Source organism: Nocardiopsis endophytica (assembly GCF_027706725.1).
In the GTDB taxonomy this organism is placed as follows: Bacteria; Actinomycetota; Actinomycetes; order Streptosporangiales; family Streptosporangiaceae; genus Nocardiopsis_A; species Nocardiopsis_A endophytica.
The window spans coordinates 18,659-40,350 of record NZ_JAQFWQ010000064.1 but is presented as its reverse complement, the minus strand read 5'-3'; the positions used below and the strand labels follow the sequence as shown (position 1 = coordinate 40,350).

The 21,692-nt window shown below is 75.2% G+C and carries 24 protein-coding genes; 12 read left to right on the top strand and 12 right to left on the bottom strand.

The window, feature by feature from the left end; all coding sequences use genetic code 11:
• Nucleotides 1–368: 368 nt before the first annotated feature.
• The 11 genes from cydB to O4J56_RS20300 all read right to left on the bottom strand — a co-directional run bounded on the left by cydB (nucleotide 369) and on the right by O4J56_RS20300 (nucleotide 10,633).
• On the bottom strand, nucleotides 369–1,379 hold the full coding sequence (gene cydB, locus O4J56_RS20350) for a cytochrome d ubiquinol oxidase subunit II (protein WP_270687786.1): 1,011 nt from the start codon (nucleotides 1,377–1,379) through the stop codon (nucleotides 369–371).
• Complete coding sequence (locus O4J56_RS20345) at nucleotides 1,376–2,683, bottom strand: cytochrome ubiquinol oxidase subunit I (protein ID WP_270687784.1); 1,308 nt, start codon at nucleotides 2,681–2,683, stop codon at nucleotides 1,376–1,378. The genes cydB and O4J56_RS20345 overlap by 4 nt, the downstream gene beginning before the upstream one ends.
• A gap of 103 nt (nucleotides 2,684–2,786) precedes the next feature.
• On the bottom strand, nucleotides 2,787–4,052 hold the full coding sequence (locus O4J56_RS20340; RefSeq protein ID WP_270687783.1) for a beta-ketoacyl synthase N-terminal-like domain-containing protein: 1,266 nt from the start codon (nucleotides 4,050–4,052) through the stop codon (nucleotides 2,787–2,789).
• An 85-nt stretch (nucleotides 4,053–4,137) separates the two neighbouring features.
• Nucleotides 4,138–5,388: a beta-ketoacyl-[acyl-carrier-protein] synthase family protein gene (locus O4J56_RS20335; protein WP_270687781.1), complete on the bottom strand. Its 1,251-nt coding sequence runs from the start codon at nucleotides 5,386–5,388 to the stop codon at nucleotides 4,138–4,140.
• The gene (locus O4J56_RS20330; protein WP_270687780.1) at nucleotides 5,385–6,035 is read right to left on the bottom strand and encodes a cupin domain-containing protein; all 651 of its coding nucleotides are present in this window, start codon (nucleotides 6,033–6,035) and stop codon (nucleotides 5,385–5,387) included. The genes O4J56_RS20335 and O4J56_RS20330 overlap by 4 nt, the downstream gene beginning before the upstream one ends.
• Nucleotides 6,032–6,283 (bottom strand): acyl carrier protein, encoded by a 252-nt coding sequence (locus O4J56_RS20325; RefSeq protein WP_270687779.1) that lies wholly within the window; start codon nucleotides 6,281–6,283, stop codon nucleotides 6,032–6,034. The genes O4J56_RS20330 and O4J56_RS20325 overlap by 4 nt, the downstream gene beginning before the upstream one ends.
• A gap of 66 nt (nucleotides 6,284–6,349) precedes the next feature.
• Nucleotides 6,350–7,999 carry an NAD(P)/FAD-dependent oxidoreductase gene (locus O4J56_RS20320; RefSeq protein WP_270687778.1) on the bottom strand — a complete coding sequence of 550 codons (1,650 nt, stop codon included), beginning with the start codon at nucleotides 7,997–7,999 and terminating at the stop codon, nucleotides 6,350–6,352.
• Nucleotides 8,000–8,112: 113 nt separating this feature from the next.
• Nucleotides 8,113–8,676 (bottom strand): hypothetical protein, encoded by a 564-nt coding sequence (locus O4J56_RS20315; protein ID WP_270687777.1) that lies wholly within the window; start codon nucleotides 8,674–8,676, stop codon nucleotides 8,113–8,115.
• Between the two features lie 40 nt (nucleotides 8,677–8,716).
• Nucleotides 8,717–9,061, bottom strand: coding sequence for a TcmI family type II polyketide cyclase (locus O4J56_RS20310; RefSeq protein ID WP_270687775.1), 345 nt, complete (start codon nucleotides 9,059–9,061; stop codon nucleotides 8,717–8,719).
• A gap of 37 nt (nucleotides 9,062–9,098) precedes the next feature.
• Nucleotides 9,099–9,863, bottom strand: a complete 765-nt coding sequence (locus O4J56_RS20305) for a response regulator (RefSeq protein ID WP_270687774.1) — start codon at nucleotides 9,861–9,863, stop codon at nucleotides 9,099–9,101.
• The gene (locus tag O4J56_RS20300; RefSeq protein WP_270687773.1) at nucleotides 9,860–10,633 is read right to left on the bottom strand and encodes a sensor histidine kinase; all 774 of its coding nucleotides are present in this window, start codon (nucleotides 10,631–10,633) and stop codon (nucleotides 9,860–9,862) included. The genes O4J56_RS20305 and O4J56_RS20300 overlap by 4 nt, the downstream gene beginning before the upstream one ends.
• A gap of 417 nt (nucleotides 10,634–11,050) precedes the next feature.
• On the opposite strand from O4J56_RS20300, the gene O4J56_RS20295 reads away from it, so the two are divergent.
• From O4J56_RS20295 to O4J56_RS20240, 12 genes are all read left to right on the top strand, one after another.
• The gene (locus tag O4J56_RS20295; RefSeq protein ID WP_270687771.1) at nucleotides 11,051–12,346 is read left to right on the top strand and encodes a cation:proton antiporter; all 1,296 of its coding nucleotides are present in this window, start codon (nucleotides 11,051–11,053) and stop codon (nucleotides 12,344–12,346) included.
• Nucleotides 12,343–12,849: a flavin reductase family protein gene (locus tag O4J56_RS20290; protein WP_270687770.1), complete on the top strand. Its 507-nt coding sequence runs from the start codon at nucleotides 12,343–12,345 to the stop codon at nucleotides 12,847–12,849. Before O4J56_RS20295 ends, O4J56_RS20290 begins: the two co-directional genes overlap by 4 nt.
• Before the next feature lie 92 nt (nucleotides 12,850–12,941).
• Nucleotides 12,942–13,298 carry a PadR family transcriptional regulator gene (locus O4J56_RS20285; protein WP_270687769.1) on the top strand — a complete coding sequence of 119 codons (357 nt, stop codon included), beginning with the start codon at nucleotides 12,942–12,944 and terminating at the stop codon, nucleotides 13,296–13,298.
• A gap of 85 nt (nucleotides 13,299–13,383) precedes the next feature.
• Nucleotides 13,384–14,010, top strand: coding sequence for a M23 family metallopeptidase (locus O4J56_RS20280; RefSeq protein WP_270687767.1), 627 nt, complete (start codon nucleotides 13,384–13,386; stop codon nucleotides 14,008–14,010).
• A gap of 137 nt (nucleotides 14,011–14,147) precedes the next feature.
• Nucleotides 14,148–14,591: a cupin domain-containing protein gene (locus tag O4J56_RS20275; protein ID WP_270687766.1), complete on the top strand. Its 444-nt coding sequence runs from the start codon at nucleotides 14,148–14,150 to the stop codon at nucleotides 14,589–14,591.
• Nucleotides 14,588–15,859 (top strand): beta-ketoacyl-[acyl-carrier-protein] synthase family protein, encoded by a 1,272-nt coding sequence (locus O4J56_RS20270; RefSeq protein ID WP_270687763.1) that lies wholly within the window; start codon nucleotides 14,588–14,590, stop codon nucleotides 15,857–15,859. Before O4J56_RS20275 ends, O4J56_RS20270 begins: the two co-directional genes overlap by 4 nt.
• Nucleotides 15,856–17,106, top strand: a complete 1,251-nt coding sequence (locus O4J56_RS20265) for a ketosynthase chain-length factor (protein WP_270687762.1) — start codon at nucleotides 15,856–15,858, stop codon at nucleotides 17,104–17,106. Before O4J56_RS20270 ends, O4J56_RS20265 begins: the two co-directional genes overlap by 4 nt.
• 55 nt (nucleotides 17,107–17,161) lie before the next feature.
• Entirely contained in the window at nucleotides 17,162–17,416 is a 255-nt protein-coding gene (locus O4J56_RS20260; RefSeq protein WP_270687761.1) for a phosphopantetheine-binding protein, read from the top strand.
• 2 nt (nucleotides 17,417–17,418) lie between these two features.
• On the top strand, nucleotides 17,419–17,892 hold the full coding sequence (locus O4J56_RS20255) for an SRPBCC family protein (protein ID WP_270687760.1): 474 nt from the start codon (nucleotides 17,419–17,421) through the stop codon (nucleotides 17,890–17,892).
• Nucleotides 17,885–18,946: a methyltransferase gene (locus O4J56_RS20250; protein ID WP_270687758.1), complete on the top strand. Its 1,062-nt coding sequence runs from the start codon at nucleotides 17,885–17,887 to the stop codon at nucleotides 18,944–18,946. Before O4J56_RS20255 ends, O4J56_RS20250 begins: the two co-directional genes overlap by 8 nt.
• A gap of 37 nt (nucleotides 18,947–18,983) precedes the next feature.
• Nucleotides 18,984–20,048, top strand: a complete 1,065-nt coding sequence (locus O4J56_RS20245) for a methyltransferase (RefSeq protein ID WP_270687756.1) — start codon at nucleotides 18,984–18,986, stop codon at nucleotides 20,046–20,048.
• Entirely contained in the window at nucleotides 20,045–20,404 is a 360-nt protein-coding gene (locus O4J56_RS20240; protein WP_270687755.1) for an antibiotic biosynthesis monooxygenase family protein, read from the top strand. The genes O4J56_RS20245 and O4J56_RS20240 overlap by 4 nt, the downstream gene beginning before the upstream one ends.
• A gap of 90 nt (nucleotides 20,405–20,494) precedes the next feature.
• On the opposite strand, the gene O4J56_RS20235 is transcribed toward O4J56_RS20240, so the two are convergent.
• Complete coding sequence (locus O4J56_RS20235; RefSeq protein ID WP_270687754.1) at nucleotides 20,495–21,262, bottom strand: AfsR/SARP family transcriptional regulator; 768 nt, start codon at nucleotides 21,260–21,262, stop codon at nucleotides 20,495–20,497.
• Nucleotides 21,263–21,692 lie beyond the last annotated feature (430 nt).

Sequence of the window (21,692 nt, the reverse complement as noted above, 5' to 3'; positions counted from 1 at the left end):
GCCGCCACGAACGCGCTCAGCCACGCACCCTGCCCACCGCGCCGCCACCCGGACCAAGAGCAACCCGCCGGACGGCAAGCAGCGCCGGGGAACCGCCCCGCTCGCTCCGTCGCCGCCCTCTCCGGTGGACACCGTCCCCGATCGGCGGCGGGCGAGCGGGGATACGGCGGTACGGCCGGTGGGCGGAGTGCCTGCCGGGTGCGGCGGCGACGCCGATCGGCTGCGTCCTCGAAGACGGGACCCCGCTCAGGGGCGGCACCGGCGGGCGGCCGGGGGCTCCATCGCCCGCTTCCGCCTCCGAGCGGGTCGACCCGGAGGCGGAAGCGGAGCGGGGGCGGGTGCAGGGCCCCGAGGCCCGCAGGGGGTCCTCAGAAGTACAGCGGGGAGCGCTCGTCCAGCCGCTCGCGGAAGCTCCACCAGTTCCAGGCCTGGGCGGCCAGGCCGACCACGGCCAGGGGAACGATGAACCAGGCCAGCAGCGCGAGGGTGGCCTCGTCGGCGAGGACGTCGGACAGGGTCAGCGCGCCCTCGCCCGCCCTTCCGGTGAACACGTGGGGGCGGGCCCCGGCGAGGACGGCGGCGAACGGGGCCAGCACCGCCACCGAGGTGCAGGCGAAGGCGGCCGCGGCGGCGCCGCTGCGCGCCAGCGCCCAGGCGGCGGCGCAGGCGCCGACCGCGATCGCGGCCCCGACCGCCGCCGACACCGGGGCGGTCAGCACGGCGCGCACGTCGCCGGAGAGGGCGCCCGCGGCCGCGGCGGCCACGACCACCGCCAGGGCCGCTGGGGCGAGGCGCCCGACCGCCGCACGGGCCTGGTCGCCCGCCGGCCCGCCGAGGCGGAGCGCCAGGTACACCGCCCCGTGCAGGGAGAACAGCAGTACCCCGGCGAGCCCGCACAGCAGGGTGAAGGGGTGGAGCAGGTCGGCGGCGGCCGCGCCGGCCGACAGGCCCTGCGGCGCTCCCCGCAGCATCCCGCCGACGAGCATGCCCAGCGCCGCCGCGGGCACCAGGCTCCCGGTCACGGTGGCCGCGTCCATGGCGGTGCGCCAGCCGGGCCCGCGGCCGAAGCGGCGGAGCTGGATCCCGGTGCCGCGCAGCATGAGCCCGGCCAGCAGCGCCGCGATGAGCGGGTAGTAGGCGGTGAACAGGGCCCCTTCCAATCCCGGGAAGGCGGCGATCATCACGCCGGCGACGGCCACCAGCCACACCTCGTTGCCCAGCAGGAAGGGGCCGGTGGCGTTGAGCATGAGGCGCCGCCGCCGGTCGTCGCGGCCCAGGGCGGGCAGGAGCATGCCGATCCCGTAGTCGTAGCCGTCCAGGACCAGGTACCCGGCGACCAGCCAGACCAGGACCAGTGCCCACAGGGTCTCCAGGGTCACGGCCGCCTCCCTTCCGCGGCCGGGGCGCTCCGTCCGCCCCCGTCCGCCTCGCCGTGGACGTCGCCTTGGATGAAGGCCCAGCCGTCCAGGTCCGGACCGCGGCGCGCGATCCGGGCGATGACCAGGTAGTCGGCGGCCGCGAGCACGATGTAGAGCACCCCGAACAGGACCAGGGTGGCCAGCAGCCCACCGGCGGTGGCCCCCGGGCTGACCGCGTCGGCGGTGGGCAGGACCTCGTACACCGCCCAGGGCTGGCGGCCGATCTCGCGGAACAGCCACCCCGAGGCCATCGCGACCACGGGCAGCAGCGGCGACACCAGCAGGACGCGCAGGAACCAGCGGCGGCGCACGAACGCGTTCCGGCGGAGCAGGACGAACCCGATGACCGCGAGGACCACCAGGACGACGCCGATGTAGAGCATGGTGTCGCTGAGCAGTTTCAGCGGGAGCAGGCTGTCGGGGGCGTACGACCCCTCGCCGAACCGCCCGGCCATCTCCGCCTCGTACTCGGCCAGCCGCTCGGTGTCGCCGATGAGCACGGCGCGCTTGACCGGCTGGGCGTCGATGACGTCGTTGAACTGCAGGGAGCCGGTGATCAGCAGCAGGATCGCACCGGCCCCGCCCAGGCCCAGGCCGGTGCGCACCGAGCGCCGGAAGAACTCGGTGTGCCGCCCGCCCTTGAGCAGGTGGTAGGCGCCGATCGCGGCCATGGCGAACCCGGCCAGGGTGAGCGCGGCCGAGGTGACGTGGGTGAGCGCGTTCCAGGGGTTGATGTTGGTGACCAGTGCGCTGAAGTCGGTGAGGTAGGCCTGGTCGCCGCGGACCTCGAAGCCGCCCGGCCGCTGGAGGAAGCCGTTGGCCATGATGATCCAGAACGCCGAGATGTAGGCGGTGGCCGCGACCGCCCAGATCAGGGCGAGGTGGATCCGGCGGGGCAGCCGCCCCCAGCCGAAGATCCACATCCCCAGGAAGGTGGCCTCCAGGAAGAAGGCCATCATCGTCTCCAGCGCCAGGGCCGTTCCGAAGACGTTCCCGGTGAATTTCGCGAGCCCGCCCCAGTTCAGGCCCATCTGGAATTCGTTGATGATGCCGGTGACCACGCCGAGGGCGTAGTTGACGGTGTAGATGAGGCCCCAGAACCGGACCATGCGCTCCTGGTGCGGGTCGCCGGTGCGGTACCAGCGGGTCTGCGCGACCGCGACGACCAGGACCAGACCGAGCGTGAGCGCGACGAACAGAAAGTGGATCGTCAGTGTTGCGCCGAACTGCAGGCGCGCTAATTCTAGCTTGTCCACAAGGGGCACGCCCCTCCCGTTCACAACGGCGGGGACGCCCGCGCCAGGCGGCGTCCCCGCCACGAGGGGCATTCCCCGGATTGTTTGCGTAGCGAGCCTACATGTAGCGCGGCTACACGTTGAACCGGCCCCCCTCCTCCGCGCCCTCCTCGTCCGCCGGCGCCCGGCCCAGCACCAGGGCGCTGTTGAACCCGCCCGCGCCGCGCGCCAGGACCAGCACGGTGCGCAGCCGCTCCGGGGCGGTCGGCTCGGTGACGATGCGCAGGCCGCGGGTGCCCGCGTCCGGGTCGGTGCCCACGGCGGGCGGCAGCACCCCGTGGTGCAGCGCCAGCGCCGCCCACGCGGTGTCCAGGGCGCCCGCGCCCGAGTACAGGCGGCCGACCATGGTCTTGGGCAGCGCCACCGGGACCGCGGACGCCCGCTCCCCCAGCAGCCGGGCCAGCGCCGCCGCCTCGGCGCGGTCGGAGTCGGGGTCCCCCGCGCCGTCGGCGAAGACCGCGTCCACGTCCTCGGGGCCCAGCCCCGCGCGCTCCAGGGCCAGCTCCGCGGCCCGCGCGTACTGCCGCCCGTCGGGCGCGGCCCGCTCGTGGTGGTGGGCGTCGTGGGTGGCGGCGTGCCCGAGGATCTCGGCGTATCCGCGCACGCCGCGCCCGCGCGCCGAGGCCGCCTCCTCCACCAGCATCATCGCGCCGCCCTCGCCGGGCACGTACCCGTCGGCGTCGGGGGCGAAGGGGCGGTAGGCGCGCTCGGGGTCGGCTCCGGGGCTCAACCGCCCCAGGTCGGCCTGGCACACCAGGGCGTAGGGGGTGAGCGGCGCCTCGGTGCCGCCGACCAGCACGGCCTCGCCGCCGCGCCGGAGCAGCCGCAGCGACTGCCCCATCGCGTCCAGGCCGCCCGCGCCGTCGGCGACCACCACCCCGCAGTGGCCCTTGAACGCGTGCCGGATGGACAGCTGTCCGGTGCTGGCCGCGTAGAACCACCCGATGGACTGGTAGGCGCTGACCTCCTCGGGCCCCTTCGCCCACAGCGCCTGGATCTCGCGCTGGCCGAACTCGTTGCCGCCGGAGGCGCTCGCGGTGACCACCGAGATGCCGTAGGGGTCGCGGCCGGCGGGGTCGAACCCGGAGTCGTCGAGCGCCAGGCGCCCCGCGGCCAGCGCGAACCAGGTCCACTTGTCGGTCTGGATCATCAGGCGGTTCTTCACGTGGTCGCGCGGGCGGAACCCGTCGACCCGGCCGGCGGCGCGCAGCGGGACGCCGCCGGCGTCGAAGGGGGTGATGCGGGTGCGCCCTTCGAGGGTCGCCTCCCAGTGCTCCCGCACACCGATCCCGGTGGGGGCGACGACACCGATGCCGGTGATGATGGCTCTGCGTTCCATGTCCGTCGCGGCGGCCCGCCGCGACAAGGCGCACCGCCGCACCTCCTCGCCAGAGAGTCGATACGTGTGGGGGATCTCGGGCGGACTACGTGCGGGAGAGCACGACCGCCGACTGGAAGCCTCCGAACCCGCTGCCCGCCGACAGCACGTGGCCGACCCGGGCCTCCCGGGCCTCGCCCGGGATGTAGTCCAGGTCGCATTCGGGGTCGGGGGTGGTGAGGTTGGCCGTCGGGGGCAGCACCCCGCGGTCGATGGCCAGCGCGCAGGCGGCCGTCTCCAGCGCCCCGATCGCCCCGAGCGAGTGGCCGATCATCGATTTGATCGAGCTCACCGGGACGTCGTAGGCGGCCGGTCCGAGCGCCCGCTTGTAGGCCCCGGTCTCGTGCCGGTCGTTCTGCACCGTGCCCGAGCCGTGGGCGTTGACGTAGCCGATGTCCCCGGGGTCGACCCGGGCCTCGTCCATCGCCCGGGCGACCGCCTCGGCCAGCTCCACGCCGTCGGGGTGCAGACCGGTCATGTGGTAGGCGTTGGCCCTGCTGGCGTACCCGGCGACGGTGCAGTACACGTGGGCGCCGCGGGCGCGGGCGCGGTCCAGGTCCTCCAGGACCAGCACCGCGCACCCCTCGCCCATGACGAACCCCTGCCGGTCGGCGTCGAAGGGGCGGGACGCCTCGGCCGGCCGGTCGTTGGCCGGCGTGGTGGCGCGGATGGCGTCGAAGCAGGCGTAGGAGATCGGCGAGATGGGCGATTCGGTCCCGCCCGCGATCACCACGTCGGCCTCCCCGTCGGCGATCATGCGGGCGCCCTGGCCCACGGCGTCGATGCCCGAGGTGCACCCGGTGGAGACCAGCGAGGCCGGGCCGTTGGCGCCGAACTTCACCGCCACCTCGGAGACGATGGAGGAGGGCACGAACACCGGGTACATGAACGGGCCCGCGTAGGACCCGTCCACCTCCCAGTGCCGTCCGCCGTCGCTGACGGCGACGTACTCCTCCTCCAGGCGCATGGTGGCGCCCACCGCGCTGCCCAGGCACACCCCGGTCCGCTCGCCGTCCAGGTCGTCGCGGCCCAGGCCCGCGTCGTCCAGCGCCTCGGCGGAGGCGACCAGGGCGAACTGGCCGAACCGGTCGTTGCGCCGGACCTCCTGCGGGGTGAGCCCGCAGGCGATGGGGTCGAAGTCGCACTCGGCGGCCACCCGGGACCGCATCTGCGAGGCGTCGAAGAGCGTCACCCCGCGGGTCGCCGGGCGCCCCTCCACCATCCGGTCCCAGAACCGCTCGCGACCGGGCTCCCCGGGCGCGACCGCCCCGATCCCGGTCACCGCGATACGCCTCACCCTCGTCCTCCGTCCGGCTCCGCGGCCCCCTCGGGGCCCTCGGTGTCCACGTGCCCCAGGTCCGGGCGCGGGGCCAGCGGACTGAGGAAGAAGACGACGGCGGCCTCCTCGTCGCCGTCGTTGACCATCCGGTGGCGCACCTCCCGGGGGATCAGCAGCCCTTCCCCGGCGTCCACCCGGACCCGCTCCTCCTCCATCTCCACGTCCACCCGTCCCGCGACGACGTGCACGAACTCCTCGGAGAAGGGGTGGTAGTGCTCGGTGATGCGCTCGCCCGGGGCCAGCCGCGCCGTTCCGGAGAACCCGGAGGTGGCGCCGACGGCGGGCGGGGCGAGCATGGTGCGCACGTCGCCGCCGCGGCGGCGGTTGGCCGGGACCGCGGCGGCGGAGACGGGGCGCCGCCGCCGCTGCTCGGCGCCGGCGGCCAGCGCGGCGATCTTCTCTCCGGCGCCGCCGTCCGCGGCCGGGTCCCACCGCACGCGGGTGCGGTCGGCCGCCGCGGCGGTCAGCTCGCATTCTGGGCCCCCGCCCGGCAGGCGCAGCACCGCGCGGTCGGGGGTGTCCTCGACGGGTTCGGCCCCCTGCTCGCACAGCACCGCGCGGGTGAAGGCGAGCGGGGCGCCGACCACGGCCTCGCCGCCGCTCACGCGGCCCCCGCCCGTGCGGCCCGGAGGAGCTCGCGGAGGCCGCCGGGGGTGGTGTCGGCGGTCAGGTCCGCCTCCAGGTCGACCCCGTGCGACTTCTTGAGCCGCGCGGCGAGCTCGGCGCGGGAGAGCGAGTCCAGTTCCAGGTCCTCGAACGAGGTGTCCATGAACCCGGGCTCCAGGTCCGGCTCGGCGCCCACGGCGACGATCAGCTCGGCGATCTCGGAGTCGGTGAGTGCATCGGTGCTCATGCCATCTCCCAATGTGGTCGGATCGGGTGCCAGGGGGGTGGGGGCCCACGCGTCGGCGGGGCGGCCCTACCGGGCGGCGGCGGCCTTTCCGCCGTCCGGACGCATGCCGGGCGCCAGGTGGCGCATGTCCTCGGGGGCCTCCTCGGCCATCCAGCGCGCCATGTCGCGCAGCATCTGCCGGGTCGGGTTGATGAAGCGCACGTCGCGCTCGCGGAACCCGAAGCTCGGGGCGACGAAGTCGGCCGAGGCGATCCGGTCCATCAGCGCCTTGCCGGCGGCGGGGGCGGACAGGCCGCCGGTGTCGACCTCGTCGCAGAGGCGGACCATCTCGTCGAAGAGCGCGCGGTAGCCGGGCGAGTCGGGCCACCACAGGCCGACGTTGGGCACGTCCTCCACGGCGTCGAAGGCGGCGGGGTCGCCGCTCTCGCCGAAGCGGTCGATCATGCGCTCCAGGCGCATGTTGCCCGGGACGCCGCCGTAGGCCCAGACGCGGAAGACCGCGTTCCACAGCTCGTAGTCCTCGAAGCCGATGAACGAGGCGTTGACCATCGCGTCGTTGTAGTCGATGAGGCCCTGTTCCAGCCGCTCGACGAAGGCGAACCGCTCCTCGTCGAAGTCGTCGTCGTCGAAGGCCGCCAGCAGCCGCCAGGCCAGTGCGTTGATCACCTCGGCGGTGTTGGACAGGCCGCGGGAGAACAGCGGGTCGACGAACCCGGCCGCGTGCGACATCAGGCACCACCGGTGGCCGATGGTGCGCGAGGAGGAGTACTGCAGGCGGTCGGTGGACACCCATTCGCGCACCGGCCGGGCGTCGGCGAAGATGCGCTGGACGGCGGGGAAGCGCTCGGCGTAGGAGGCGAACTCCTCGGCCGGGGACATGTCGGCCGCCCGGGGGTGGCGCCGCTCGTCCAGGGTGAGGCCCACGCTCACCAGCGTGTTGCGGGACCGCGGCTCGTTGTTGAACGGGATGACCCAGAACCAGCCCCGGGGGAACATGTGGTGCATGGTGCCCTGGAACCAGGGGACGTCCGGCATCTCCCCCGGCGGCATGCGCAGGCACTCGTCGGTCGTCTTGACGTTGACCATGTGGGTGAACATCGACCGCGAGTGGTGCTTGAGCCGCGTGGGCTCCTCGCGCAGGCCCAGCTTGCGGGCCAGGACCGAGCGGAACCCGCTGGCGTCGACCAGGTAGCGGGCCGTGTAGCTGGACCCGTCCTCGCCGTGCACCGTGACGCGGTCCCGCTCCAGGTCGAGGTCGGTGATGCGGTAGTCCAGCCGCGCGTCGCACCCGTAGCGGACGGCGGCGTGGAACAGGTAGGCGTCGCTGTCCTGCCGGAAGAGGTGGCTGGACTGGTTGAGCTTGGCGGGGGTGTTGAACTGGTTGGCGTGCCGCGGGTCCGGCTCCTCGCCCTCGCTGTGCATGAGGAAGCCGAAGTGCCGCTTGATCCCGAAGCTGCGGCCGACCTCCTCCAGGCACCCGTCGTAGGAGGTGAGGGTCTCCAGCTCGGGAACCCCGTAGCGGCGAGCGAGGAGCTTGAACAGGACCAGCGTGTGCGGCGTGGTGGACTCGCCGACGGCGAAGCGGGGGTGCCGGGACGCGTCGACGATCAGCACCGAGGCGCCGTTGCGGGCGAGGATCGCGCCGAGGGCGGCCCCGGCGATGCCCGCGCCGATGATGACGGCGTCGTAATCGGGACGTGGTGTTGCGGGAGGCATGGTTCCTCCGATTCGGCTGGGGGGCGGACCCCGGGCGGTCGTCGTGGACCCCGGGGGCTCGTCGTAGGCCCCGGGCGGTCGTCGTAGGGGATCTCGGCGGGACGTGGGCGACGCTAGCCGGGCGGGCGGCGGCGGGTCGTCCGCTGCACGGGGGAGAACGGGGCTCGTCTTTGGAAGGGCGGTGTCCGCCCCGCGCCCACCGGCCCGGCGTGCACGGCGACGCACCCAAGGTCCGGGTGGACGCCCAGCACGGGCACGCCCAGGCGGCGCCGGGCGCGCAGCAGGGCGCGGTCGGAGCGGTGGGGCAGGACGACGACGGGGGCGGCGGCCCCGGCCAGGAGCGCCCCGGGGCGCGTCCGGTCCGCGGGCAGGACCTCGCGCAGCTCCCAGTCCACCGCCAGCGGGGCGGTCAGCGCCTCCAGCTCGGCCCCGGCGGACGCGGCGTACTCCCAGCGCGTCTGCAGGTCGGCGGCGTCCATGGGGGCGAGGGTGAGCAGGCTCAGGTCCAGCGGCCAGCGGGCCGGCATGACCAGCGCCGCCAGCAGACGGGCCCGGGACCGGGCGGCGGCCCGGGCCGCCCAGTCGGCGACGGCCAGCGATTCGGGGAGGCCGTCCAGGACGGCGACGACCTCGGCGGCACCGGCCAGCGCGTGCTCGGCCGCCTCGGGCGGCCTCACCCGGCGCCCCTGCGGGGGCGCCGGGGGAAGGCGGGGGCGGTCACGGCGCGGTGCCCGGCTCCGGACCGGTCCACCGGTAGAAGGGGGTCGCCACGGCATCGGCGGGGCTGCGCCAGATCTGCGGGTCGTAGGGCTCGACGAACGGGCGCAGCCTCTGGCTGACCCGGGCGAATTCGGGGTCCTGGGCCCCGCGCTCCATGGCGGCGCGGCCGTCCCCGGAGAATTCGATGTAGTGGAAGTACAGGTCCTGGTATCCGAACAGGATCCGCCGCCTCACCCCCAGCGCCTCGGGCAGGTGGGTGGCGTCGGATTCGGCGAAGCATTCGGCGATCCTCGGCCGGTCGGCCGCGTCGATGCGCGCGACGATCAGCGTTCTGTTGTCCATTCTCTCCTCGCATTCCGGGAGGGACCGGATGACGACGCTAATGTCCGGCGGCCGTTCTTCCATCAGGCCGCGGGGGGACGGCGCCGGTACGGCGGTCCAGCGCCGGGCTCGTCCCCTGGGGGGAGACCGGGCCCACGCCCGGGTGCACCAGGCCGTGCTCGTAGGCGTAGACGACGACCTGCACGCGGTCGCGCACGCCGAGCTTGCGGTACAGGTGCTGGACGTGCGATTTGACGGTGCTCTCGCCGACGTTCAGCGCGTCGGCGATCTCGTCGTTGCGCAGCCCGCCGACCAGGTGGCGGAAGACCTCCAGTTCGCGGTCGGTGAGCCGGACCATCTCGGGGGCCCCGATCGCGGGCGCCGCGGGCCGCTCCAGCACCTCCCGGACGACGCTCCCGGCGACGGCCGGCGACAGGTAGGAGCCGCCGCGCAGCACCTCGTCGACCGCCTCGGCGACGCGTTCGGGCGCGCTGTTCTTCAGCACGAACCCGCCGGCCCCGGCCCGCAGCGCGCCGAAGACGCGCTCGTCGTCGCCGTAGGCGGACAGCACCAGCACCCGGGTGGCGGACAGCCGCGGGTCCTCCCGGATCCGCCGGGTGGCCTCGATGCCGTCCATGCGGGGCATGCTCAGGTCCATCAGCACCACGTCGGGCTGGAGCAGCCGGGCGGCCCGGACCGCGTCCCGTCCGTCCTCGGCCTCGCCGACGACCTCGATGCCGCCCGTCCCGGACAGGGTCGCGACCAGGCCGCTGCGCACGAGGGGCTGGTCGTCGGCGATCACCACCCGCACCGCCGCGCTCACCGCGTCCCCCCGGAGGCCAGGGCGGCCGCGGGCGCGGCCGCGGCGACGGGCCGCGCCGGACCGGCGGCGGGGATGCGGGCGATCAGCAGGTGGCCGCCCTGGGGGACGGCCCCGTGCAGCAGCACGCCCCCGGTGTCGGCCACCGTCTCGGCCAGGCCGGACAGGCCGGTGCCGGTTCCGGGCGGTCCGGACTCCCCGGGCCGCCCCTGCGGCACCGACACCGAGATCTGCACGTGCCCGCCGACGGCCACGCGCACCCGCACCGGGCGTCCCGGCGCGTGCTTGGCGCCGTTCAGCACGGCCTCGCGGACCACCCGCTCGGCGACCCGGGAGGGCCCCGGGGCCAGCGGCAGTCCGCCCGGTTCCAGGTCCAGGCGCACGCGCACCCCGGCCCGGCGCAGGTCGGCGACGCACCGGCGGATGCGCTCCTCGGGGGGCGGCCCGTGCTCGCCGCCGCCTCCGGCGGCGGGGGAGCCGCAGGCGGCCCCGTCGCGCAGCGAGGCCATGATGGCGGCCATGGCCTCCATGGTGCGCCGGGCCTCCTCGTCCACCGCCCGCAGCGCCTCGGCGTCCCCGTCGGCCCGCCGGGCGTGCAGGCTGATCAGGGTGAGTCCGTGCCCGACCGCGTCATGGAGCTGGCGCGACAGCCGCGCACGGTCCCTGCGGCGGTCCTCCTCCAGCGCCGCGGCGACGCGCCGGGCGCCGGTGGCGCGCGCCGCTGCCGCCGCGGCCGCGGCGGCTCCCCCGGCCGCGAGAAGAATGCTCCACACTCCGAACCCCCTCTGGGTGGACTCCGCCGCGCGAGCGATTCTCTCCGTCTCCGGAATACCGCGGCGGGGCGATCTCTCCGTCCGGCGTACTCCATCGGGAGTACGCCATTCACTGGAAATGCTAGAAAGTGCGCCGGGGGCGCACAATGCACACCTCGGCCCCCTTTCCGATTCAAGGGGGGAGGGGGAATTCCCCGGAAGTTCCCGGCGCCCGCCCGTCCGGTGCGCCGTGCTCCCGCCGACGGGTGAGCGGCGTTCCCCGAAAGTGGTAGCCCTACCGCGGCGGGCGCACCCCTCCACCTCCCGCGGTAGGAAGCGGCCCGCCTCGGGGCCAGGCCGCAGCTCATCCGGATGCGGGAATACCGCGGCGGGCGTAGGCGCCTAGCATCCACCTGTCCCGGAGGACAGGAGAGGCCCATGACCGCAGTGCTCGCGGCGCTGCCCCCGGCGGTACCGGTGTCCCCGGCGGCGCATCTGCTGGCGGCGGTCGCCGTGGTGCTCGCCGCGGCGCACGGCCTGGGCGCCCTGGCCCGGCGCCTGGGCCAGCCGGCCGTGGTCGGCGAGATCACCGCGGGCCTGCTGCTGGGTCCGGCGGCCCTGGCCGCGGGCCTGCCCGCGCCGGTCTCCGGCGAGGCGGCCGGCCCCCTCGGGCTCGCCGCCCAGCTCGGGCTGGTGTGCTTCATGATGCTGCTGGGCTGGGAGCTGGACCCGGTGGGGACGCGCCGCCCCTCGGGGGTCGGCGCGGTGGCGGCGGGCTCGGCCCTGGTACCGCTGGTGTGCGGGGCCGCGCTGGCCGTGCCGCTGTACGCCGACCTCGCGGGCCCAGACGCCTCCCGGCCGGTGTTCTCCCTCTTCCTCGGGGTCGCGCTGGCGGTCACGGCGGTCCCGGTACTGGCCCGGATGCTGGCCGGCTCCGGGAGAGCCGGCGGTCGCACGGAGCGGTTGGCGCTGCTGTCCGCGGTGGTGATCGACGCCCTGTCCTGGGCGGTGCTGGCCCTGGTCCTGGCCCTGGCCGGCGCGGGCACCGCGCTCGGCGCCGCCTGGCCGGCCGTCCTGGCGGCGGTGTTCACCGCGCTGATGGCGGGCGCCGTGCGCCCGCTGCTGTCCGCCGTGTTCACGGCGCTGGACCGGGCGGGCGCGCCGGACGCGTCGTTCGCCGCGATCGCGGTGGCCGGCGCCGTGGCCGCGGGCGCGGCGACCGAGGCGATCGGCGTCCACGCGGCGTTCGGCGCGTTCCTGTTCGGGGCGGTCCTTCCGCGCCGCGGCCCGGGCGCGGGGCGCGGCGCCGCGCCGATCCGCGCGTTCGCCTCGGCCGCCCTGCTCCCGATCTACTTCGCGACCGTGGGCATGAGCGCCTCCTTCGGCGCCCTGGGCGCACACGGGTGGGCGGTCCCCGCGGCCGTGCTCGCCGTCGCCCTGGGCTCCAAGTTCGCGGGCACGGCGGCCGGGGCCCGGCTGGCCGGGCTCCCCCGGGGCGAGGCCGCGCGCCTGGGCGTGCTGATGAACTGCCGCGGCCTGACCGAGCTCATCGTCGCCGACCTCGGCCTGCGCGCCGGGATCATCTCCGCCGACCTGTTCACCGTCCTGGTCGTGGTGGCCCTGGCCACCACGGCGATGACCGGTCCGCTGCTGCGGCTCCAGGACGCCCTGGAGCGCAGGCGGCGGCCCCCCTTCCCCCCGGACCGACCCCAGCACCGTGAGGTGACCCCATGACCTCGACCGCCCACACCGACCCGGCCCCCGCCCCCGTCGCCGATGCCCGGGAGCTCCGCTCCGCCCTGGGCGCCTTCCCCACCGGTGTCACCGTGATCACCGCCCCGACGCCCCGCGGGCCGGTCGGGATGACCGCGAACTCCTTCTCGACGCTGTCGCTGTCGCCGCCGCTGGTGCAGTTCTGCACCGACCACCGCTCGCAGCTGCGCCCGCTGTTCGCGGCGGCGACGAGTTTCGCGGTGAACATCCTGGCCGAGGACCAGGCCGAGATCGCGGACCGCTTCGCGCGGCCGGGGCGGGACCGGTTCGCCGCCACCCGCTGGCGGCCGGGGACCACGGGGGCGCCGGTCATCTCCGGCGCGGCCCGGGTGATCGAATGCACGGTGCTGCGCACGATCGAACTGGGCGACCACGATGCGTCAATCGGTCGTGTCGTCACGCTACACCCCGATGACGGAAAGCCCCCTTTGCTCTTCTACCGCGGCGAGTATTACACTTTGTGAAACGGCCAGGCCGCGGTATCACCGAGTAATGGCGGAGGAACGGGGCCCGGCCCGCACCCCGTGACCATGCGACTTTCGGGCAGGTTCCCCTCATGCGAGCAGAAGTCCTCCGCGGCCACCTGGACGGCCTGTTGCTCGCGGTCCTGGCCGACGGCCCCCTGCACGGCTACGACGTCGTCGACCGCCTCCGGCGGCACAGCGGCGGCGAGATCGACCTGGCCTCCGGCACCGTCTACCCGGCGCTGCACCGCCTTGAGCGGGGCGGACTGCTGGACAGCCGGTGGTCGACGGGGGGCGGTCGGCGGCGCCGCGTCTACCGGCTCACCCCGGCGGGGCGGTCGGTGCTGGAGGAGGAGCGGGACGCCTGGCACCGGATCGCGTCGGTGGTGACCCGCGTCCTCGACGGGGCCGCCGGGCGGGGGAGCGCGCCTGCCACTTTGGATACATAGCATCCGGATCTCCTTTACAGGCGGTGCGCCGCGCTGAATGAATTCCTTGGCGAATGAGCAGGGTATGCCGAGGAAAGGATGCGCCGTGAACGGTTCCGACACTCCTCCCGCGACGGGGTTCTCCCGAAGGGCCGCCCTGGGGCTCACCGCCGCCGCGGCGGCCGCCCCCGTACTGCTGTCCCCCGCACCCGCCTCCGCCTCGGAGGGCGTCTCCGCGAAGGCCGAGCGCTGCCGGCCGCGGTTCTTCGTCCCCTTCCCCTGCGGCGAGGAGTGGCACGCCTACACCCACGACTGGCACTGGGAGCCGGACCGCCAGGTCGACTGGCGCCGCGCCGACGGCTCCCCGAGCGAGGGGGCGGCCGTGGCGGCCGCGGCCGCCGGCTACGTGATCGAGGCGGCCGTGCAGCCGCCGGACAGCCAGTACGCCGGTGTCTCGCTGCTGCGGATCTACCACGGGCGCGGGTGGGAGAGCCGCTACTACCACATGCCCGTCGAGAGCATGCCCCGCCGCGGCACCCGGGTGCACGCGGGGGAGCAGGTCGGCACGGTGGGCGGCGTGGGGCTCACCCCCGACGACCCGACCGGGCCCCACCTGCACTTCGAGCAGTGGGCCTTCGGCCGGATGGCCCCGCTGCACCTGCTGGGCGGGGAGTTCGTGCCGCCCAGGCGCCCCGAGATGGCCCTGGTCGAGAGCGACAACTGCCACCTGTGACCCCTTGCCCCCACCGGGGGTGAACCGGCGCTGAAGCGATGCTGGATCCCCCGCGCCGACGATGGACGCCGACGGGGCCGCGTGGGCCCACACCGGGCCCACGCGCCCTCCCACGTCCGATCGAAGGAGTGACGGGAATGGCTCCCGCGATCCCCACCCCCGAACCGTGGACCGTGGCCTCGCCCGCCTCCGTCCGGCCCAGCGGCCGGTACGGAGGCGCGCTGCGGGTCCTGCTCGGCCCGGCCGCGACCCGGAGCCGGGCGGGCTTCCTCGCCACGCTCACCCTCGCCCCGCGCGAGTCCATGTCCGAACACCGCCACCCGCACTCCGACGAGTTCCTGTACGTGGTGCGCGGCGGCATCGCCCTGACCGGCGGAGGGCGGCGCACCGACCTGGAGGGCGGGCAGGCGGCGTTCATCCCCCGGGGCCGCCCCCACCGCCTGGAGAACACCGGCGACGGGGAGGCGGTGTGCGTCCTGTTCGACGGGCCGCTCGCCCCCACCCCTGAGGAGGGGCACGAGGAGACCGAGCCCGCCCCCTTCGCCGACCAGGCCCCGCCCCGGGTGGGGGACGCGCCGTGACCGCCCCGGCCGCGGCCGCGGTCACCGGTCTCGGCGTGGTCGCCCCGGGCGGTGTCGGCGTCCCCGCCTTCTGGGACCTGCTCACCTCCGGGCGCACCGCGACCCGCACCATCACCGCCTTCGACCCCGCGCCGTTCCGCTCCCGGGTCGCCGCCGAGTGCGACTTCGACCCGTCGGCGGCGGGCCTGTCCCCGGCCGACGCCGCCCGGCTGGACCGGGCCGCCCAGTTCGCGGTGGCCGCGGCCCGCGAGGCGCTCGCGGACGCCGGGATCGCCCCGGGGGCCGATCCGGAGCGCACGGCGGTGAGCATCGGCAGCGCGGTCGGCTGCACCACGAGCCTGGAGCGCGAGTACGTGCGGGTCAGCGGGGGCGGCCGGCACTGGGAGGTGGACCACGCCTACGCCGTGCCCCACCTGTACGACTTCCACGTGCCCAGCACCTTCGCCCGCGAGGTCGCCTGGACCGCCGGGGCCGAGGGGCCCGCGGCCGTGGTGTCCACCGGCTGCACCTCCGGGCTGGACGCGGTGGCCCACGGGCTGGCGCTGATCCGCGAGGGGGAGGCCGACGTCGTGGTCGCCGGGGCCACCGACGCCCCGATCTCCCCGATCACCGCGGCCTGCTTCGACGCGATCCGGGCGACCACCCCCTCCGACGGCGACCCCGCGCGCGCGTCGCGCCCCTTCGACCGCACCCGGGACGGCTTCGTCCTGGCCGAGGGGGCGGCGGTCCTGGTGCTGGAGAGCACCGCGCACGCGGCCCGCCGCGGCGCCCGGGTCCTCGCCCACGTGTCCGGGGCGGCCAACCGGTGCAACGCCTTCCACATGACGGGGCTGCGGCCGGACGGCCGGGAGATGTCGGCGGCCATCGACGACGCCTTGGCCCAGGCCCGCACCGCCCCCGAGGACATCGACTACGTCAACGCCCACGGCTCGGGCACCAAGCAGAACGACCGCCACGAGACCGCGGCGGTCAAGCGGAGCCTGGGGCACCACGCCCACGCGGTGCCGGTCAGCTCGATCAAGTCGATGGTCGGGCACTCCCTGGGCGCGATCGGCTCCATCGAGCTCGCCGCCTGCGTGCTGGCCATGCGCGACGACGTCGTGCCGCCCACCGCCAACCTGACCGAGCCCGACCCCGAGTGCGACCTGGACTACGTCCCGCTGACCGCCCGCGACCAGCGCGTCGACACCGTGCTCAGCGTGGGCAGCGGCTTCGGCGGGTTCCAGACGGCCGTGGTGCTGACCCGGCCGGAGAGGAGGCCGTCGTGACGTCCCCCGGAGCGGCCCCGGCCGCCGACCCCGTGGTCACCGGTATCGGTGCGATCGCCCCCAACGGCGTGGGCACCGACGCCTACTGGCAGTCCGCGCTCTCCGGCAAGAGCGGCATCGACGCGGTGACCCGGTTCGACGCATCGTCCTACCCGGTGCGGCTGGCCGGGGAGGCCACCGGGTTCGTCGCCGAGGAGCACCTGCCGAGCCGGCTCATCAAGCAGACCGACCGGATGACCCACATGGCCTTCACCGCGGCCGAGTGGGCGCTGCACGAGGCCGGGCTGGACCCTGAGTCGCTGCCGGAGTACCGGGCCTCGGTGATCACCGCGAACTCCTCCGGCGGCTTCGAGTTCGGCCAGCGGGAGCTGGACAACCTCTGGCGCAAGGGGCCCAGACACGTGGGCGCGTACCAGTCCATCGCCTGGTTCTACGCGGCCACCACCGGGCAGCTGTCCATCCGCCACGGGATGCGCGGCCCCTGCGGCGTCCTGGCCACCGAGCAGGCCGGCGGGCTGGACGCCCTGGGCCGGGCGCGGCGGCTGCTGCGCGAGGACCGCATCGACGCCGCCCTGACCGGGGGCACCGACGCCTCGCTGTGCCCGTGGGGGTTCGTGCCGCAGCTGGCGGGCGCCCGGCTGAGCCGCTGCGACGACCCGCGCCGGGCCTACCGCCCCTTCTCCCCCGACGCCGAGGGGCACGTGCCCGGCGAGGGCGGGGCGATCCTGGTGATGGAGCGCCCGGAGGCGGCGCGCGCCCGGGGCGCGGTCCCCTACGGGCGGATCAGCGGCTACGCCGCGACCTTCGACCCGCCGCCGGGGTCCCCCCGGCCGCCCGGCCTGCGCCGGGCCGCCGAGCGGGCGCTGGCCGAGGCGCGCCTGGCCCCCGAGCAGGTGGACGCGGTGTTCGCCGACGCCGCCGGGGACCCGGTGCGGGACCGGGAGGAGGCCGAGGCGCTGCGGGGGCTTTTCGGGCCCCGCGGGGTCCCGGTGACCGCGCCCAAGACGCTGACCGGCCGGATCTACGCGGGAGGGGCGCCGCTGGACACCGCCGCCGCGCTCCTGGCGGTCCGGCACGGCGTCCTCCCCCCGACCGCGGGGGTGCCCGCCGACCGCCCCGACGACGGCCTCGACCTGGTGCTGGACGCCCCGCGCGAGACGCCGGTGCGCGCCGCCCTGGTCCTGGCCCGGGGCGAGGGCGGGTTCAACGCCGCCCTGGTCGTCCGCGCCCCGGAGGAGCCCCGCTGACCCCGGCCGCCCCGCGGCGGCCGGCCGACCCCGGCACCGCACGGATTGGAGTTCCATGCCCGTGTTCACCCTCGACGACCTGACCCGGCTGCTCCGCGAGGGGGTGGGCGTCGACGACGGCGTCGACCTGGACGGCGACATCATGTCCACCCCCTTCACCGACATCGGCTACGACTCTCTGGCTCTGCTGGAGGTCGCCGTGCTGGTCGAGCAGGAGTTCGGGGTGGCGATCCCCGACGAGGAGATCGCCGAGCTGACCACCCCCCGGCTGACCATCGATTACGTCAACGAGCGATTGGCAGGTGCCTGACCATGTCCGGACACACCGACAACTCCGTCGTCATCGACGCCCCGCTGCACGTGGTGTGGACCATGACCAACGACATCGAGTCCTGGCCCACCCTGTTTACCGAGTACGCCGAGGCCACGGTGCTGGAGCGGGCCGGGGGCAGGATCCGGTTCCGCCTGACCACCCACCCCAACGACGACGGCCAGCAGTGGAGCTGGGTGTCCGAGCGGATCCCGGACCCCGCCGAGCACACGGTGCGGGCGCAGCGCATCGAGCGCGGCCCGTTCAAGTTCATGCACCTGTTCTGGGAGTTCACCGAGGTCCCGGAGGGCACCCGGATGCGCTGGGTGCAGGACTTCGAGGTGCGCGAGGACGCGCCGTTCGACGACGAGAGGATGACGGCGCACCTGAACCGCACCAGCCCCGAGCAGATGCGGCACATCAAGGCCGCCGTGGAGCGGGTCGCCGCGGTGAAGGGCGGGAAGGCCGGTGTCTGAGGCCGTCGCCGACCGCGGGCGGGGCGGCGCCCCCGCCCTGCTCCAGGACGACCCCCGGGCGCAGCGCCTCCTGCTGCTCGCCGGGGGGATGCGCCTGGCGCACGTGGTGCGCGCCCTGGGCGAGCTGCGCGTGGCCGACATGGTCGCGGACGGGCCGGTGTCCGCGGAGGAGCTGGCCCGCCGCGCCGGGGCCCACCCGGACGCGCTGCTGCGGCTGCTGCGCTGCGCCGCCTCGGTGGGCGTGTTCCGCGAGCTGCCGGGCCCGTCGTTCGGACCCACCGAGCTGTCCGAGGGGCTGAGGGAGGACGCGCCGGGGAGCGTGCTTCCGCTGGTCCTGTACAACGGCATGGAACTGCAGTGGCGCACCTACGGCGCGATCATGCACGCGGTGCGCACCGGTGAGCCCGCGGTGCCCGAGGCCCTGGGGTCCGGCCTGTGGGAGTACCTGGAGGAGCGCCCCGAGACGGCGACCCGGGTGTACGGCGTCCTCAACGGGATGAACCGGCGCCTGGAGGAGGAGTACGTCGCCGCCGTCCGGCCCGAGCGGTTCCGCCGCATCGCCGACATCGGCGGCGGCGACGGGGCCTTTCTCAGTGCGCTGCTGCGGCGCAGCCCCGAGGCCGAGGGGGTGCTGTTCGAGCTCCCCTCGCGGATGGAGGAGACCCGCCGCGCCCTTGAGGAGTACGGCTGCGCCGACCGCGTCACGTTCGTCCCCGGCGACTTCCGCACCGACCCGCTGCCCGAGGGGTGCGACGCCTACGTGATGAAGGGGATCGTGCACAACTGGGACGACGGGGACGCGCTGACGATCCTGCGCGCCGTGCGCAAGGCGATCGGCGACTCGGGCGCCCCGCTGTTCGCGGTGGAGCAGATCGCCGCGCCGCCGAACTCCTGGGACTTCGGGCGCTTCATCGACATCGACCTCCTGCTGATCTTCGGGGGCCGGATGCGCGACGCCGACCAGTGGGCGGCGCTGGCCGCCGAGGCGGGGTTCGCGCTCGACGGCGCCCCGGTCACCGGCCGATGGGCGGCCCACGAGTGCCGCCCGGTCTGAGCGGCGGCGGAGGACGGACCGGATGGGAGGAGACGCCGTGCATGAACGGAGCGCGCCCGCGTCGGAGGCGGGCGCCGGGCCGGGACGGATCCTGGAGCTGGCCATGGCCTTCTACGGGTCCCGGGCGCGGATGGCCGCCGTGGAGCTCGACCTGTTCACCCGGGTGGCCCGTGGGCCCGCCACCGCCGACGAGCTCTGCGCCGACCTGGGGATCCACCCCCGGGGCGGGGAGGACTTCCTCGACGCGCTGGTGGCCCTGGACCTGCTGGAGCGCGAGGACGGGCGGTACCGGTGCACCCCGGAGTCGGCGGCCCACCTGGACGCCGCCGCCCCCGGCTACGTGGGCGGCTACGCCCGGCTGGCGGACGCCGCGCTGTACCCGCTGTGGGGCCGCCTCACCGAGGCCCTGCGCACGGGGCGGCCGCAGGTGCCCGAGGACCCCGCCTTCCTCCAGGGCTACCGCGACCCCGACCTCGCCGACCGGTTCATGGGCGCGATGGACGCGGTGAACGCGGAGGCGGCGCGGGCGATCGCCGCCGGCCTGGACTGGTCCGGGGTGGAGGTCGTCGCCGACTTCGGCGGGGCCCGCGGGAACCTGGCGGCCGGGCTGGTGCGCGCGCACCCGCACCTGAAGGCCGTGTGCGTGGACCTGCCGGAGACCGCCCCGCTCTTCGAGCGGCACATGGACCGCCTGGGCACCACGGGGCAGGTGGCGTTCCACGCCGCCGACCTGCTCGCCGACCCGCTGCCGCGGGCCGACGCCGTGGTCCTGGGGCACATGCTGCACTACTTCGGCGACGGGGACCGGACGGAGCTGCTGCGCCGGGCGGCCGGCGCCGTGGGGCCCAGCGGCGCCGTCCTGGTCTACGACCGGATGATCGGCGGGGACCGCCGCGGGCCGGCGCTGAGCCTGCTGGGCAGCCTGAACATGCTGCTCTCCTCGGACGGGGGTCGGGAGTACACGGTGGACGAGTGCCGGGGGTGGATGGAGGAGGCGGGGCTGCGGGTCGAGCGGGTCGGCCCGGCCGGACCGCTGGACACCCTGGTCGTCGCCCGGCCCCGGGCCGCCGGGGACGCGGGAGCGGAAGGAGGGGCGCGATGAGTCCGGACACGGGCGCCGCTCCGGCGGCGGGCCCCGCGGCGGCCGGCGGAGGCGCCGCGGACGGCGTGGTGATGATCAACGTCTTCGTGGTGGCCCCCGAGGACCAGGAGCGCCTGGCGGAGATGATCGAGACGGCCTGGGACGAGGTGATGCACGCCGTGCCCGGGATCGTGTCGGCCACCGTCCACACCAGCCTGGACGGCACCCGGGTCACCAACTATTCGGAGTGGCGGAGCGAGGCGGACTTCCTCGCGATGCTGGAGCGCGAGGACGCCCGGGAGCACATGCGCGCGATCGGCCGGATCGCGGTGTCGAACCCGTTCGTCTACCGGGTGCGCAGCCGCCGCGCCGTGTGAGGCGCACCGCCTGAGGCGCGCCGGAAGGGGCGGCGGGATGCCCCGCCGCCCCTTTCCGCACGGCCCCTCCCGCGGGGCCCGGCCCGCGGGTCAGGCCGACGGGACCGCGCCGGAGAGCACCTCGCGCTGCAGGTGCTGGAGCTCGGGTGCGGGGTCCAGCCCCAGCTCGTCGCGGAGCACCCGGCGCAGGTCCTGGTAGGCGTCGAGGGCCTCCTTGCGGCGGCCGGAGCGGCGCAGCGCCTCGATCAGCAGCCCGTGGAACCACTCGTTCAGCGGGTGCGCGGCCACCACCTCGCGCAGCTCGGCGACGAGCTCGCGGTGGCGCCCCAGCTCCATCTCGGCCTGCAGGCGCAGTTCCAGTGCGCGGGTGCGGCGCTCCTCCAGCCGGACCAGGTGGCCGCGCAGGTGCCGCCCCGGCTGCACACCGCCCAGCATCCGGCCGCGCCACAGGTCCAGCGCCGCCCCCGCGGCGCGGGCCGCCGCCCGGGCGTCGCCCTGCTCCAGCGCGGTCTGGGCCTCCTCGACGGCCCGGTCGAAGACGCACGCGTCCAGCGCGTCCGGCGACAGGTGCAGCACGTACCCGGCGGGCCGGGTCTCGATGACGCCGTCGCCCAGCCGGCGGCGGAGCTGGTGGACGTAGCTCTGCACGGTGGACACGGCGCTGCGCGGCGGACGCCCGTCCCAGAGCTCCTCGATGAGCGCGGGCACCCCCACCACCTCGCCGGAGCGGACCAGGAGCAGCGCCAGGACCTGGCGCGCCTTGGGGGCGCCGGGCGTGCGGGGGCGGCCGTCGCACCGCACCTCGAAGTCGCCCAGAATTCTGCATACGAGCCCGTGACTGCCTGCGACGAGTTCCACGCGTCCTCCAGCCGTCGTGTACCGCTCCTACACCTCCCCGCTGTTACCGGGGGATATGGCCGAAGGTATTCGCCCGGTGAATCGCCATCAATGGGACTTCCCCCTAGGAGGGGCCGCCGCCCCCGAAGGAGGTACCGGGTCTACCCACAGCGGCCCGCGGCATTCCCTCGCGGGGCCGCATTCCGCCACTCGACAATCACGCACCGCTTCCCCCCGCGATGATCACCCAAGACATCCGATTTTCAAGATCACGAAACCATTCAGCCCCCAATCCGAGCACGGATCGCTTGCCTCACGGTCACCCTCGTCGTAGGATCGCCCCCGGAACCGAAAAAGGACGGCAGCGACCCCTTTCCTCGTTTCCACATGTAGGCGCACTACCGATGGAGAATCGGAGGAATTCACACGGTTTTCGATCCGCCTCCACCAT